The organism is Halomonas fontilapidosi (assembly GCF_014192285.1).
GTDB classification, from domain to species: domain Bacteria; phylum Pseudomonadota; class Gammaproteobacteria; order Pseudomonadales; family Halomonadaceae; genus Halomonas; species Halomonas fontilapidosi.
Window position 1 is genome coordinate 462,997 of sequence record NZ_JACHXQ010000002.1, and the last position, 13,884, is coordinate 476,880.

The following is a 13,884-nucleotide window of genomic DNA, read 5'->3' on the forward strand; positions in this document are numbered from 1 at the left end:
CGCCCATCACCGCCGGGCAACGCGCAGCCACCAGAATGCATGCACGACCCCGGGCAGCCAGCCCAACAGGGTCAGCACCAGGCTTACCGCCACTCGCCTCCCACCCCCGTGGGATAGACCGACGGCCATCGGCGGCAGCAACAGCGCCAGCCCATGCAGGGCGTGCCGCGGCGCAACGGCCGCTACCTTTTCTGCCTGATCCACGCTCGCTGGCGAAGCCGGCTCGGCGTGACCGGAAGCCGCCGTTTCGCGGTCCACCCGGACCCGAGCGCCCGCGGCGGGGGTAAAGTGTTGAACGGCGTCACCGGCGTCGTGCTCGAGCGCTCGGCGATGCGCTTCGTGGTCGATCTTCTGGTCGAGCGCTTCGGCGCCCTCGGCCAGCGTATCGTGGTAACGTTCCCAATCCTCCCAGTCGAAGGGGGTGCCCGCCCGGGGGCGATGCTCCCCGGCTTCGCGCGCCCGCGCCCAGGCCTTCTCTTCCAGGGTATTGGGGCGCTCCTGATCACGCTCGCCGTCCAGCCCCTTCTTGGCCATGTACTCCCGAGCATCCATGGTGCTACTCCCATTGATCAATGCACGCCGGCGGTATCGCCGGCCCGTCGTATCCCGCTGTCACTGATTGGAACCACGAACCGGTGCCGGGTTCCTGACCCGTTGTCGAGCCCCCGCCAACGTGGAGAAACGTTGGCAGCTAGCGTATCGGGGTATCTCGCGAGTCGGCTATGCTGGGAACGAGATATGGCTGCGGTCCGTGCCCGGCATTGCGAACGTCGGCTGCAGCTCACGACATTACTGTCCGGCACAAGGAGACACACCATGCCCAACAAGGCCCCTACCATCGTGCGCGAGATCATGTCCCGCGACTGCTACCGGGTCAACGGCAAGACCTCGGTCTCCACTCTGGCCGAGGGCCTGGCGCTACATCGCCTGCCCGGGGTGCCCGTGGTTGACGAGCGAGACCACCTGATCGGCTTCATTTCCGAACAGGACGTGATGGGCAAGGTGCTGGAAAGCTCCTACCTCAATGATGAGCCGCCGCTGGTGCGGGAACTGATGCGTAACGAGGTACTCTCTGTAGCGCCCAACAAGAGCATCACCGACCTGGCCCAGGAGATGCTTGGCGCCAAGCCGAAGGTCTACCCGGTGGTGGAGCAGGGACGACTGGTGGGGATTGTTACTCGCCGCGACGTACTCAGCGCGCTGTTGCGCATGCGTCACGCCTGAGCCCACCCACCTGACGCTCTCGACACCCGGCCTTGCGCCGGGTGTCGTCTTTGCATGGCGCCGATGTCAAAGGACCGATGCAAAGAAAAGCCGCCCCATGTGTCATGGGGCGGCAAGATCGAAAGTGCTAGCCAAGGCAACAGTGTTAGCGACTGCTATCGCGTTGCTGCCTATGACCATTCAGACAGCATCACGGAGAAAAGTTCGCCAGAGCCAGAAAAAATATTTGAGCCGGGTCGCATCTCGGGCAATCTGCCGCCTCCAACCTGCCGGCAATAAAGAGAAAAACAGCGACTTAGCGGCGCCATGGGGAAAAAGGCCGGGCATCGCTTGCAAAGGCTAACCGATTGGTTTTACTATCGAAACGCTCTTGCGGGTGTAGCTCAATGGTAGAGCAGAAGCTTCCCAAGCTTAAGACGAGGGTTCGATTCCCTTCACCCGCTCCAGCCTCGCGTCGCACAGCCTCGATGCACGACTGCCCTCCCCGCAAGCGCCTGATTCTTGTGAACAAGCTATCATTCAACGTCAACCGACATGGTCACGCATTAGTGAACATCGTGTCGGCCAATGTGTATGCTCCCACGAGAGTCCTGATCGACGTGCTCGAACGCAGCGACAGCAATCAGGTACCGCCACAGCGGGCTCGGCACGGCCGGTCCCGGCCACCCGGAGTCGCATATCATGGCCCTGTTCCTGCTGGTTCTCATCGTCTGCCTGGTCATCTTCGGCAGCATGATCGCGCTGCTGATGCTTTCCGGGACCTCGCGCTACCGCACTGAGCCCGAGCAGCTGCTGACACTGTTCGACAAGGCACTGGAGAGTCGGGTCGGCGAGACCGAATGGAACACCATCATCGGCTATCCGATCCGCCACGACGACTACCTGGAAGGTATCCGGCGCCGCGCTCAGCGGCTGATGGACGAGCATGGCCGCCATGGCCGCGTCACCCGCGGGAAGCCGCTGCTCGACGCCACCGGCCAGGAAGAACTCGCGGCTCTGCGCGACCATCTGGCGGCACATACCTCCCTGCAGCGCGGCCAAAAATAAACTCAGGTTAACGTTGAAGACCCATCTGGCAGAATGTGGTGTCATGTTCTTGACATGCACAGCCGGAGGCCGTCCATGACCAGTGCCATCCGCCAGATCCCGCTCGATACTGCCATTCACCATCATGCCCACGATTTCCACCAGATCGTGATCGGCCTGCGCGGCGAGGCGGAATTCGAGATCGAGGGGCTGGGGGGTTCCATCTCGGCCTTTTCTGGCTGCATCGTGCCGGCCAATCACATGCACTACTACGCCGGGACCGGCGACAATCGACAGTTGATCCTCGATCTGCCCCGTGATGCCTTTGCGGTCACCGGGCATCACCACGCGCTGGTGAACCTGTTCGATGCCCCGCGCTTCTTCGCGCTCGACACCTCACTGCGCCACTATCTGGACTTCCTGCTCCAGGAACTGAGCCTGCTCTCTCGCCAGGCGCCCATCGATCCCCTACACAACGAACGCCTGGCCAGCACCCTGCTGGGCTCACTGCATGCCCGCCTGGCCAACGAGCCGACAGCGCTCGGTCGCGCCATTGACCTGGCCGCCCTCGACCGCTTCATCGATCACCGCTTGGGCAGCCGCCTGCGCGTGGCCGACCTGGCCGCCGAGGCCTGCATGAGCGAGGCGCACTTCAGCGAACGCTTCCGTCAACGCACCGGTGTATCCCCATGGCAGTACGTGATGCGTCGACGGCTGAACTGCGCCAGACAAATGCTGCAGCAGAGCCACCTGCCACTTTCAGAGATCGCTGCCCTGACCGGCTTTAGCAGCCAGAGTGCCCTCTCTCGTGCCTGCCGTCAGTCCTTCGGTCATCCCCCCAGTCAACTCCGCCGGGCCACAAGCCAACGGCTCGCTTCGCCCACCTCATGAGCTTGGACGAAAATCGAATTTGTCGCCGTCGTGCGTTCAATATCCGCGGAATCGTTAAATCGGCCCGGGAATCCGACAAGCAAGACATCACGCGCCGCCCTACCCTCTATAGATGCCCCGAGCTGGACCGCGACTTTATGTCGCGGCGGCCGGGACCCGCCCTCTAACAATGGGTTACAACCGGGGGACCTAGATGCTCAACGCCCGCAACATGCTCGACGCCAGCACCTGGCGCCAGGATCTCGACCGACTCTTCGCCCGCATCAGTGACCACTATGTGGTCGACGAGAACGCCTTCATCGGTGAAATGGTCAAGGTTCTCGATGCCAACAGCGAGGATTTCCGGCGCATCGCCGGCAAGACCGCCGAACTGGTGCGCGAGGTCCGCGAGATGGACACCGCCGTCGACACCATCGACGAGCTGCTTCAGCAATACAGCCTGGACACCCATGAGGGGCTGATGCTGATGTGTCTGGCCGAGGCCATGCTGCGCATACCCGACAAGGCCACCGCTGATGCCTTGATCGAGGACAAGCTGGGACCGGCCGACTGGAAGGCCCATGTTGGCAAGAGCGAGTCCTGGATGGTCAACGCCTCGACCTGGGGCCTGCTGATGACCGGGCGCGTTGTGACCCTGGACAAGCCGCGCGAGGGGCGGCCCTCGGGCTTCATCAACAAGATGGTCAACCGCATGGGCGAGCCGGTCATCCGCCGCGCCATGTATGAGGCCATGAAGATCATGGGCAAGCAGTTTGTGCTCGGCCGTGACATCGATGAAGCACTGAAGCGCTCGAAGCCGCTGTTCAGCAAGGGCTACACCTACTCCTATGACATGCTCGGTGAAGCGGCGCGCACCCGGGGCGACGCCAAACGCTACTTCGACGACTATGCCCGCGCCATCGAGCAGGTCGGCAAGACCAGCAAGACGCTATCGTCGAAGACGCCGTCGCCGTCGATCTCCATCAAGCTTTCAGCCCTGCACCCACGCTACGAGTTCGGCCGACGCGAGCAGGTGCTGCGCGAGCTGGTCGGCAGCGTCCGCGAGCTGGCTGCCCTGGCCCGCGAGCGTGACGTCGCGATGACCATCGACGCCGAAGAGGTCGACCGCCTGGAGATCTCGCTGGAGGTCTTCCGCGCTGTCTACGAGAGCGAGACCTGCCAGGGCTGGGGCCACTTCGGGCTGGTCGTACAGGCCTACGCCAAGCGTGCCTTGCCGGTGCTGCACTATATCAATCGCCTGGCCGAGTCCCAGGGCGACGAGATTCCGCTGCGCCTGGTCAAGGGCGCCTACTGGGATACCGAGATCAAGGAGTCCCAGCAGCTTGGCGTCGACGGCTACCCCGTCTTCACCCGCAAGGCCTCCACCGACGTCGCGTACCTGGTCTGCGCCCGTTTCCTGCTCTCCGATGAAACACGGGGGCGCATCTTCCCCCAGTTCGCCACCCACAACGCCCACACCATCAGCACCATCCTCGAGCAGGCCAACGACGCCAGCCGCGCCTTCGAATTCCAGCGCCTGCACGGCATGGGTGAAGCCCTATATGACGCGGCTCTGGCGCGTGCGCCCAAGGGCACCTATTGCCGTATCTACGCGCCGGTGGGAGCCCACAAGGATCTGCTGCCCTATCTGGTGCGCCGCCTGCTGGAGAACGGTGCCAACTCTTCCTTCGTCCACCAGCTGGTGGATCCCAGGGTACCGGTCGAGTCGCTCTGTGTGCATCCGGTGGAGACCCTGCGCCAGTATGCCAGCTATGCGAACCCGCAGATCCCGCTTCCGGCCGACATCTATGGTGGGCAGCGTCGCAACTCGCTCGGTTTCGATCTCAACATCCGCAGCCAGTATCAGCCGCTGGTCGATGCGATGGCAAAGACCATGGACAAGACCTGGAAGGCGGGCCCCCTGCTGGCCTTCGAGGTGAAGCCCGACCCGGCCAATACCCATGAGGTGACCTGCCCCTTCGACCGCCGTCAGCAGGTTGGCACCATCCAGTGGACCACCCGAGAACAGGCCGGCAAGGCCCTCGACGCGGCCTGGGCAGCGTTCCCGCGCTGGGAGGCCACGCCGGTCGCCGAACGCGCCGCCATCGTGCGTCGTCTCGGCGACCTGATGGAAACGCACATGGCCGAGTTGATGACCCTCTGCTCACGGGAAGGCGGCAAGCTGCTGACCGATGGCATCGACGAGGTGCGCGAGGCGGTAGACTTCTGTCGCTACTATGCCATGAAGGCCGAGGAGCTGTTCGCCGGGCCGACTCGCCTCCCGGGACCGACCGGCGAATCCAACGAACTGATCATGGGGGGCAAGGGCGTGTTCGCGGCCATCAGCCCCTGGAACTTCCCGGTGGCCATCTTCTGCGGTCAGCTGGTTGCTGCCGCCGTGGCCGGCAACACCGTGCTCGCCAAGCCCGCCGAGCAGACCTCGCTGATCGCCCACCGGGTGATCGAGCTGCTTCACGAGGCCGGCATGCCCCGTGACGTGGTGCAGCTACTGCCGGGTGACGGGCCTACCGTGGGCAGCGTGCTGACCAGCGACCCGCGCATCACCGGCGTGGTGTTCACCGGTGGCACCGACACCGCCCAGATCATCAACCGTGCCCTGGCCGCGCGCGACAATGCCCCGCTGCCCACGCTGGTTGCCGAGACCGGCGGCATGAATGCCATGATCGTCGATTCCACTGCCCTGCCCGAGCAGGTGGTCGTGGACGCGGTTCGCTCTGCCTTCCAGAGTGCCGGCCAGCGCTGCTCGGCGTTGCGCGTGCTCTACCTGCAGGAAGACGTTGCCGACCGGGTCATCGAGATCCTCGAGGGCGCCATGGATGAACTGCAGGTCGGCGACCCTCGCGATCTGGGGACGGACGTGGGGCCGGTGATCGACGAGGACGCTCGAAAAGGCCTCACTGCCCATATCGAAAAGCTCAAGGGTGAGGGCCGCCTGCTGGCCGAGACACGACTCGACCCGGAACAGACCGCCGATGGCACCTTCATCGCTCCAGTGGCCTTCGAGATCGACGGCATCGAGGCACTCGAGCGCGAACAGTTCGGCCCGATCCTGCACATCGTGCGCTACAAGTCGAGCCAGATCGACCAGGTCATAGACGCTATCAACAGGCGAGGCTATGGCTTGACCTTCGGCGTTCACAGCCGCAATGAATCTTTCGCAGAGGAGATCGCACAGAAAGTTCGTGTTGGCAATGTCTATGTCAACCGCAATATCATCGGTGCCGTGGTCGGCGTTCAGCCGTTCGGCGGACAGGGGCTCTCAGGTACAGGCCCCAAGGCCGGCGGACCGCACTACCTGCTGCGCTTCGCCACCGAGAAGACAGTGACGATCAACACGGCCGCCCTGGGTGGCAACGCGTCACTGCTCGCGCTGGGAGACGAGTGAACTCACTCATCATCAACAATAAGATTGAAGGAATCCCCTGATGGATAAACACAATACTGCTATCGGCTCAACCGCCGACAACCTCACCACAACCTACTGCAACGTAAGCCTTGGACGCCGCTCGTGGACGCCAGTCACGTGACGGTGGTTAACAACAACAAGACAGTGCCATTACCCGATTCTTTCCGGTAAGCGCACTGATCGGTCGGAGCTTGCTCCGTCCTAATGAACTGGAGAAATTCTATGGCTACTGGTGTCTGGATTAGTCTCATCGGTTACTTTGCGCTCATGATCGCCATCGGCTTTTATGCAATGCAAAAAGCCACATCTACGTCTGAAGATTACATGCTGGGTGGCCGCGGCCTCAGTCCGCAGGTGGCAGCCCTATCGGCCGGTGCCTCGGACATGAGTGGCTGGTTGCTGCTGGGGTTGCCCGGGGCGATGTTTGTCTCGGGTTTGGGGTCCGCCTGGATCGGTATCGGCCTGCTCGTGGGTGCGTTCTTCAACTGGACGCTGGTCGCACCTCGCCTTCGCGAGCAGACGCTTCACTATAATGATGCGATAACCATTCCGGAATTCCTGGGGAATCGATTCCCGACTCAGGCCATTCCGCTGAGAACGGTATCCGCTGTGGTCATCGTGGTCTTCTTCGCGGTGTACACGGCCTCGGGCCTGGTGGCAGGTGGCAAGCTGTTCGAAAGCGCGTTTGGCGGTATTCTCAACATTGGCGGCATGAGCGACTACGCGTCGGGCGTCATCATCACACTAGGCGTGGTACTTGCCTATACGGTCGTCGGCGGCTTCCTGGCCGTGAGCATGACGGACTTCGTGCAGGGCTGCATCATGATGCTGGCCCTGGTGATCATGCCGGCGGTTGTGCTCTTTGGCGAAGGGGGTGGGGGTTTCGCCCAGGCCTCACAGACCCTGAATGAGGTAGATCCTACGTTACTCTCGTGGACAGAGGGGCTGACCTTTATCGGCTGGCTGTCCGCAGTAACCTGGGGGCTGGGCTATTTCGGGCAGCCGCACATCATCGTGCGCTTCATGGCCATCCGGTCTCAGAAGGACGTCCCTGTTGCTCGTAACATCGGCATGAGCTGGATGCTCATCTCGCTGATCGGCGCAATCGCCCTTGGGGTGTTCGGTCGGGCCTATGCCGTCCGCAATGGCATGAGTGTCGAAGACCCGGAAACCATCTTCATCATCCTGGCGAATTTGTTGTTCCACCCGCTGGTGACCGGCTTCCTCTACGCGGCACTGCTTGCGGCGATCATGAGCACCATTTCCAGCCAGCTTCTGGTGTCGTCTTCCTCACTGACCGAGGACTGCTACCGCCTGTTCCTGCGTAAAGAAGCCTCGGAAAAGGAGACCGTCGCCATCGGCCGGGCTTGTGTCGTACTGGTGGGCCTGGTTGCCGCAGTCATCGCGTCTGATCCGAACTCCAAGGTTCTGGGGCTGGTCAGTAACGCCTGGGCAGGCTTTGGTGCAGCATTCGGCCCGCTCATCATCCTGTCACTGATGTGGCCGCGCACCAACGGCGCTGGCGCTCTCGCCGGCATGGTGGTGGGTGCCCTCACCGTCATGCTGTGGATTTCACTGGGCTGGAACGCCGAGTTCATGGGAGGTCCCGGCGTGTACGAGATCATTCCTGGCTTCATCGCTTCCTTCATTGCGATCCTGGCAGTAAGCAGTGCGACGGAAGATGCAGGGGAGTATCAGCACATCAATCGCTGACAGAACACGTCTAGCGCACCCAAGATCGTGAAGATCGTTAAAGGGCTCCTACGGGAGCCCTTGCCATTATGGGTTCGTCGATCAGCAAACGGACAAGCCGCCCTCGGGGCGGCTTGTCTTGTTGCTGGCCGGCCGTGTGCCCTAGGGTGGCGCCCTCTCGTGACGCGTCAGGTCATGGCCGCCCGAAGCAGCAGCAACAGGGTGAAGACGCCAAGGACCACCAGGCTGCATGGCGGCGTGGTCATCTGCCGCAGCCAGTGTCGCCGCGCCTCCAGCCCCATGGCCGACATGAAGGCCGCCCCCAGTGCCCAGACCCCCAGTGCAATCAGCGGCAGCCGCAGCGCCATCGGCAGCGTGCTGATCAAGGTAGGCTGCCACAGCAGCCAGAGCGCCAGTATCGCCGCCAGCAACAGCACCCCGACGTTCACGCCCGGCAGGCGTCGACGTATCTTGGTCAGCATCTCGGCTCTCCTTGTGGCTTGCCACCAGTCAAGACGATTCCGTGAGATCTGGCGAGCCGCCGATAGCGCCTCGCAGAAGGGTCTGGACATGCGCCGCGGCTGGGCCTCACCTGCTGGGCCATCGAGCCCGACGGCGGGCCCTCCGGACGAGCGGCTATGAAGCTCATCGGAAAACTTTACAGGACTTTTACCGATACCTCGCTTAGTATAATAAATGTACAACTTTGCGGCACAATGCTTGGCCAAGGTGCCGTCATCAGAGAGCGAGGAGTGCCCCGATGAATACATCCACCCTCCTGGGCGTCATCACGGTAACCGCCGGCTTCACTCTGGCGAGCCAGAGCGTTCTGGCCCTGAGCGCCGGCGAGCCCCTGATGCGCAGCGACGTCGATCAGGCCATTATCAAGGCCCATCACGGCGACCTTGTGCCAGACCAGCGGCGTGTGAATATCTTCGATACACGAATCCGCTACTACGGCGCGATATACCTCTTCAGCGACAACCTCGGTATCGGCAACCGTGGCTGGTACGGGGCCGAAGTCGAGCGCGACCCGAACGCCAACATGCGCCGGGGGAACAGCGACGCTGGCCGGATCGAAGGCGCTCCGCCCCCCCCAGGGGGCAGAACAACCTATCACTTCTGACGAATGACCGCGCAATGCCCACGCAAAGAATCGTCACTCGATATGATGGGCTGTTACCCACCCCTTCAACCTGGTGACGGCATTCCCTTGCGCTGGATCAATATCGACTTACCCCAGGCGCATTACACTATCGGCAGTTCTGACGCGGCACCAGGCCGCAGACCGTGAAATCAGGAGTCGACCCATGCGCAAGACCGCTCTCCCCACCCTGCTCGCTGCCGGCATTGCGGCAGCTGCTTTCACCACCAGCACCCAGGCCTTTGCCTATGGCGCAGGTGACTTCTTCACTCGCGTGGGCGTGGCCAAGGTCGAGCCCAAGAGCGACAACGGGTCACTGGCTGACGGGGCCTTCGACGTCGATGTTCAAGACGACAGCGCCTTTGCCTTTACCCTAGGTTATCGCTTTACCGATAAGCTGGGCGTCGAACTGCTGGCCGCCGAGCCCTTCGACCATGATGTCTACCTCAACGATGCCAACCTGGCATCCACGGATCATCTGCCGCCGACCCTGACCGTTCAATATTATCCGCTGGGCGGGACCAGTGCCCGCGTTCAGCCTTACGCAGGCATCGGCGTCAACTACACCCGCTTCTCCGATGAGACGATTGCCACCGGCGACGACCTCGACCTGGACGATTCCTGGGGGGCTGCCGGCCAACTGGGCATCGACCTGCTGATCGATGAGAACTGGGCGCTCAACGCCGCTGCCTGGTACCTGGATATCGATACCGACGCCAGCCTGAACGGGAACGATATCGGCACGGTCGAGATCGACCCGGTGGTGGTGATGGCGGGCCTCAGCTTCCGCTTCTGATCCGCTCCGCCAACCAGCACAAGGCCCGCCATCCGGCGGGCCTTGTCGTGCCTACCGCTCAAGGGGCTAGCGTGGCGTGTCACGCGAGAGACCCAGCGCCGCCAGGGTCGCCTCATCGAGCCCGGCGACGGCCTCCACCGCCGAGAGACGCGCATGATAGGCGGCACTGAGGAAGGCCTCTCCCGCCAGCAGATGCTCGAGGTATTCCCGCGCCGGACGCAGCGATGCAGCAGTCGTGCCCGGCGCAGCGATATACACCCAGGCGTCGATGCTGCCTTCATGAGTCACGACCGGCAGGCGGTGGCGGTCGTACTCATCGGGGTAGCCCTCGAAGGGATCCATGTGTCGGATCTGCCCGGCGTGCTCGAGCTCGAACAGCGCGCCCTCAACGCGCTCGCCCTGCACAGGCGCCACGTTGGCATGGGCAATACCCGCCACCCGGGACGCCTTATCGAAGCGCAGCGCATGGTCGTGCAGTACGCCCGCCAGCGACCGGCGCACCGGACCGATGCGGGCCGCAACACGGGCGGGATTCATGTTGCTGCCGTAGGCGAAGTACCAGGGCATGGCTCAGTTCTCGGTAACCAGGCGGTCGATCTCCTCGACCACCTTGCACATCAGCAGGCGGTCGCTGGCACGCGCGCCCTCCTGCTTGAGCCAGGCATCCACTGCCGGGGCCACATCACAGGTCGCCGGCATCGGCGCGCGCGACTCCACCAGGGCTTCCAGGCGCACGATGAACACGAAGCGCAGCCACTGGGGCAGCGTCATGGTGTCAACGCAGAACGGCTGGACGCTGCGGAAAGCGTCCGGGTCGGGCCGCTCCATGCGCCACAGGCTGGCGGCCTTCATGGTGGCCTCGAGCTCGCGCAAGGCGGTGCCGAGTTCGTCGTGAGCGGTCATGGACAATGTCTCCGATAAATGTAGGACCATTATCCCTGTTCGGCCCCGCCGCTGGCCACCCCGCGGGTCCTTTCACCACCCCGCCCGTCCTGTTGTGCACAGTGCACAGATATCCTGAACGGGCCTGTGGATAAACGTTGGAAAGGTTCCCGCCAGCCGCTTCCCATGGGCCATGGGGCGGACTGGTCAACAACTGACCAACGGCGGATCGCGACGAGGACCCTCTCGGCGGCTGACAGCACCCCGACACCACGGTAGAGTGCACGGTTCCTGACTCGGAGACAGCATGCAACCGATCCACAGCCTTCATGACTTCTTCCTGCGCAGTGGTGCCGAGATACGGCTTTACCACCTGGGGCGCCGGGTCGAGCCCTGCTCGCTCGACACCCTGGCCGCCTTCGAGACCGGCGAGCTGGCGTGGCCGGCGCCCTGGCAGGGCACGGCACGCCTGGCGATGGTATTCCGCCTGGGTGATCTGGAGGACCCGCTGATCTGGTTCCTGGCCCTGCCGCTGGATGAGCAGGGCCACCTCGACCCGGCCCCGCGGGACGCCTTCGTGCAGCGCCTGCTCGAGACCCTGGGCCGCGGCGTGCGGGGCCTGGGGCGCAAGGAGAGCGCCGGGATCGACAACCTGATGAAGGACAACCCTCTGGCCTTCACCCCCGCGCTGCCCTTCCAGGCCGTGCTGCATGCGCGTGCCAGCCAGGACGCGGGCCTGCCCGCCAGCCAGCACCTCGAGCCGGTCGAGGCCTACCTGAGCGGACAACAGGCGATCGACTGGCGCGCCCTGGGCCTGCAGGGCCTGGCCGATTTCGCGGTGCGTCTTGACTCGGCATCGAGCGAGACACTGGCCGCACGCCTCGAGACCCTGCCCGGCGAGGTGCTGACCTCGCTGTGCTACTGTCTGGAGCATGTGGCGATCGCCGACGCGCTGGCTCACGCCCTGCGTCGCCGCGGGGAGGCGGCGGGCCGCACCGGGGATATCGAGACCTTCTGCGCCTGCGTGCGGGCCATGGGCGGGGCCTCGCGCGAGCTGGCCGGGGCCTGGTTCGACGCGCTGCTCGATGACCCGGACGCCTGCGGCCCCGACCTGCTGGCGGCGATCGCCGGACGCGGCTGGCAGCACCTGGAGGATGCCGAGCGCCTGTCCCGCTTCCTCACCCGGCTGGCCGAGACCCGCGAGGCCGACTTCACGGCCGTGGCCCGAGACCTGGCGCTGGTCCCGCGATTGCGCCTGCCACTGCTGATGACGCTGCGCGATGCCGGGCCGGACTCCGCCATCGGCCGTCGCCTGGCCGGCCTGTCACGCTGAGCGTAGAGACCTGGGAGCGAAGATGATGAAAGAACTGCCCTACACGCCCAAGGCGGTGATCGGCCGCCGCGAGATGGTCACCCTGCCGGAACTGCACCTGACGCTATGCGCCAAGGCCGATACCGGCGCCCGGACCTCGGCCCTGCATGCCGAGGACATCGAGTCCTACGAAGAGGATGGTCATCTGTGGGTCAGCTTCACGACCCGCAGCGGCGGCCCCGGCACGCCGGCCCACGTCCATCGCATGCACCTGCATGACCGCCGGCGCGTGACCAGTTCCAACGGCCAGGCCGAGTGGCGCTTCGTGATCCGCACGCAGATGCTGCTGGGCAGCCTGCAGTTTCCGGTAGAGCTGAGCCTGACCGACCGACGCGACATGCGCCACCCCATGCTGCTCGGCCGACGCGCCCTGCGTCGCCTGCTGGTGGCGCCTGGCGTGGCCTTCCTGCATGGCGAACCCTGACCCACACCGCCACCGACCCTGGAGTCCCGAATGCATATCGCGCTGCTGTCCCGCAACCGCAACCTCTACTCCACGCGGCGCCTGATGGAGGCCGCCGAACAACGCGGCCACACGGCACGGGTGGTGGATACCCTGCGCTGCTACATGAGCATCGCCTCGCACCACCCCTCGATCCATTACAAGGGCCAGGAACTTGAGCCCTTCGATGCCGTGATTCCGCGCATCGGCTCCTCGATCACCTTCTACGGCTGTGCGGTACTGCGCCAGTTCGAGATGATGGGCACCTATGTGCTCAACGACAACGTCTCCATCACCCGTTCCCGCGACAAGCTGCGTTCGCTGCAGCTGCTGTCGCGCAAGGGGCTCGGTCTGCCGATCACCGGCTTTGCCCACTCTCCTGACGACATTCCCGACCTGATCACCATGGTCAGGGGCGCGCCGCTGGTCATCAAGCTGCTGGAGGGCACCCAGGGCATCGGCGTGGTACTGGCCGAGACCAACCAGGCCGCCGAGAGCGTGATCCAGGCGTTCATGGGCATGAAGGCCAACATCATGGTGCAGGAGTACATCAAGGAGGCGAAAGGCGCCGATATTCGCTGCTTCGTGATCGGTGACAAGGTGGTCGCCTCGATGAAGCGCCAGGCCGCCGAAGGCGAATTCCGCTCCAACCTGCACCGCGGCGGCAGTGCCAGCGTGATCCGTATTACTCCGGAGGAACGCTCCACGGCGATCCGCGCCGCCAAGGCCATGGGCCTGCGGGTCGCCGGTGTCGACCTGCTGCGCTCCAACCACGGCCCGGTGATCATGGAGGTCAACTCCTCGCCGGGGCTTCAGGGCATCGAAACGGCTACCGGCAAGGACATCGCCGGGCTGGTCATCGAGCACCTGGAGAAGAATGCCGCCCCGCGGCAGAAGGTCCCGCCCCGCCCCAAGGGGTAATCCTTCAGCCCAAAGGCTAACGACCAAGCGGCAATTTATTGCCCCCCGGGGGTGGCAAATGGGCAGCGACAGCCCCACAATCTGCGTC

The 13,884-nt window shown here is 64.0% G+C and carries 14 protein-coding genes and 1 tRNA gene; 11 read left to right on the forward strand and 4 right to left on the reverse strand.

Annotated elements, in window-relative coordinates; translation table 11 throughout:
• Nucleotides 1–6: 6 nt before the first annotated feature.
• Entirely contained in the window at nucleotides 7–552 is a 546-nt protein-coding gene (locus FHR95_RS05775; protein ID WP_183313685.1) for a YqaE/Pmp3 family membrane protein, read from the reverse strand.
• Between the two features lie 264 nt (nucleotides 553–816).
• Here FHR95_RS05775 and FHR95_RS05780 point away from each other — a divergent pair, with 264 nt between their 5' ends.
• From FHR95_RS05780 to putP, 6 genes are all read left to right on the forward strand, one after another.
• Nucleotides 817–1,224, forward strand: coding sequence for a CBS domain-containing protein (locus tag FHR95_RS05780; RefSeq protein ID WP_040187681.1), 408 nt, complete (start codon nucleotides 817–819; stop codon nucleotides 1,222–1,224).
• A gap of 372 nt (nucleotides 1,225–1,596) precedes the next feature.
• Nucleotides 1,597–1,670 (forward strand) — tRNA-Gly (locus FHR95_RS05785).
• Between the two features lie 235 nt (nucleotides 1,671–1,905).
• Nucleotides 1,906–2,271 carry a hypothetical protein gene (locus FHR95_RS05790; protein WP_040187682.1) on the forward strand — a complete coding sequence of 122 codons (366 nt, stop codon included), beginning with the start codon at nucleotides 1,906–1,908 and terminating at the stop codon, nucleotides 2,269–2,271.
• 75 nt (nucleotides 2,272–2,346) lie between these two features.
• Entirely contained in the window at nucleotides 2,347–3,141 is a 795-nt protein-coding gene (locus tag FHR95_RS05795) for a helix-turn-helix transcriptional regulator (protein ID WP_183313686.1), read from the forward strand.
• Between the two features lie 193 nt (nucleotides 3,142–3,334).
• Nucleotides 3,335–6,526 carry a bifunctional proline dehydrogenase/L-glutamate gamma-semialdehyde dehydrogenase PutA gene (gene putA, locus FHR95_RS05800; RefSeq protein WP_183313687.1) on the forward strand — a complete coding sequence of 1,064 codons (3,192 nt, stop codon included), beginning with the start codon at nucleotides 3,335–3,337 and terminating at the stop codon, nucleotides 6,524–6,526.
• 243 nt (nucleotides 6,527–6,769) lie between these two features.
• Nucleotides 6,770–8,260, forward strand: coding sequence for a sodium/proline symporter PutP (gene putP, locus FHR95_RS05805; protein WP_040187685.1), 1,491 nt, complete (start codon nucleotides 6,770–6,772; stop codon nucleotides 8,258–8,260).
• Between the two features lie 167 nt (nucleotides 8,261–8,427).
• Here the strand turns inward: putP and FHR95_RS05810 are convergent, their stop codons facing one another.
• Nucleotides 8,428–8,721, reverse strand: a complete 294-nt coding sequence (locus tag FHR95_RS05810; protein WP_040187686.1) for a cyd operon YbgE family protein — start codon at nucleotides 8,719–8,721, stop codon at nucleotides 8,428–8,430.
• 278 nt (nucleotides 8,722–8,999) lie between these two features.
• Between FHR95_RS05810 and FHR95_RS05815 the strand changes: the two genes are divergently transcribed.
• Entirely contained in the window at nucleotides 9,000–9,365 is a 366-nt protein-coding gene (locus FHR95_RS05815; protein WP_183313688.1) for a hypothetical protein, read from the forward strand.
• A gap of 184 nt (nucleotides 9,366–9,549) precedes the next feature.
• Nucleotides 9,550–10,179: an OmpW/AlkL family protein gene (locus FHR95_RS05820; RefSeq protein WP_040187688.1), complete on the forward strand. Its 630-nt coding sequence runs from the start codon at nucleotides 9,550–9,552 to the stop codon at nucleotides 10,177–10,179.
• Between the two features lie 66 nt (nucleotides 10,180–10,245).
• Here FHR95_RS05820 and FHR95_RS05825 read toward each other — a convergent pair whose 3' ends face one another.
• Both FHR95_RS05825 and FHR95_RS05830 read right to left on the reverse strand, forming a co-directional pair.
• Complete coding sequence (locus FHR95_RS05825; protein ID WP_183313689.1) at nucleotides 10,246–10,746, reverse strand: gamma-glutamylcyclotransferase family protein; 501 nt, start codon at nucleotides 10,744–10,746, stop codon at nucleotides 10,246–10,248.
• Between the two features lie 3 nt (nucleotides 10,747–10,749).
• The gene (locus FHR95_RS05830) at nucleotides 10,750–11,082 is read right to left on the reverse strand and encodes a YqcC family protein (RefSeq protein ID WP_183313690.1); all 333 of its coding nucleotides are present in this window, start codon (nucleotides 11,080–11,082) and stop codon (nucleotides 10,750–10,752) included.
• Nucleotides 11,083–11,368: 286 nt separating this feature from the next.
• Between FHR95_RS05830 and FHR95_RS05835 the strand changes: the two genes are divergently transcribed.
• Genes FHR95_RS05835 through rimK form a run of 3 tightly spaced genes read left to right on the forward strand, consistent with a single transcriptional unit; the run spans nucleotide 11,369 to nucleotide 13,796 of the window.
• Complete coding sequence (locus FHR95_RS05835) at nucleotides 11,369–12,394, forward strand: DUF3549 family protein (RefSeq protein WP_183313691.1); 1,026 nt, start codon at nucleotides 11,369–11,371, stop codon at nucleotides 12,392–12,394.
• A gap of 25 nt (nucleotides 12,395–12,419) precedes the next feature.
• The gene (locus FHR95_RS05840; protein WP_040187720.1) at nucleotides 12,420–12,857 is read left to right on the forward strand and encodes an ATP-dependent zinc protease family protein; all 438 of its coding nucleotides are present in this window, start codon (nucleotides 12,420–12,422) and stop codon (nucleotides 12,855–12,857) included.
• A gap of 30 nt (nucleotides 12,858–12,887) precedes the next feature.
• Nucleotides 12,888–13,796 (forward strand): 30S ribosomal protein S6--L-glutamate ligase, encoded by a 909-nt coding sequence (rimK, locus tag FHR95_RS05845; RefSeq protein ID WP_040187692.1) that lies wholly within the window; start codon nucleotides 12,888–12,890, stop codon nucleotides 13,794–13,796.
• Nucleotides 13,797–13,884: the final 88 nt, after the last annotated feature.